Raw genomic sequence first — 341 nt, forward strand, 5'->3', positions numbered from 1 at the left:
TCAATAGGAGAAAACCGAATGCAAGGTAAATTGTTCGTTTCATGATTGCATTTTCGCATGACACAAACCGCTTCAAAATAGTGGATTTCCGCAAATGTGGGAAACTACTATCTGTCCTATAGAATCATAGGAATATTTTCGTTTATCTCAAATCATACAGAACTATCAGAAAATAATGATTTGCGAATAAGGGTATGATAGATAGAAAAATAGAATCCAAAAGTTCATTCAATTTTTTATTAAAGCCTTCTACTCCATAGAACAGTTTCAACATGCTAGAGACTTGGCTAACGGTTAATAACCATTCCAAATAGAATATTGTCGCCATTAAACTAGCTCCT

1 protein-coding gene is annotated in these 341 nt (G+C 33.4%); it reads right to left on the bottom strand.

Going from position 1 to position 341, the window contains the following annotated elements:
• Positions 1-142 precede the first annotated feature (142 nt).
• Positions 143-341 (bottom strand): hypothetical protein (locus ND811_RS19550; RefSeq protein ID WP_265365573.1); only part of this gene is annotated, 199 nt, incomplete at its 5' end.

The organism is Leptospira soteropolitanensis, assembly GCF_026151655.1.
Classification (GTDB): domain Bacteria; phylum Spirochaetota; class Leptospiria; order Leptospirales; family Leptospiraceae; genus Leptospira_A; species Leptospira_A soteropolitanensis.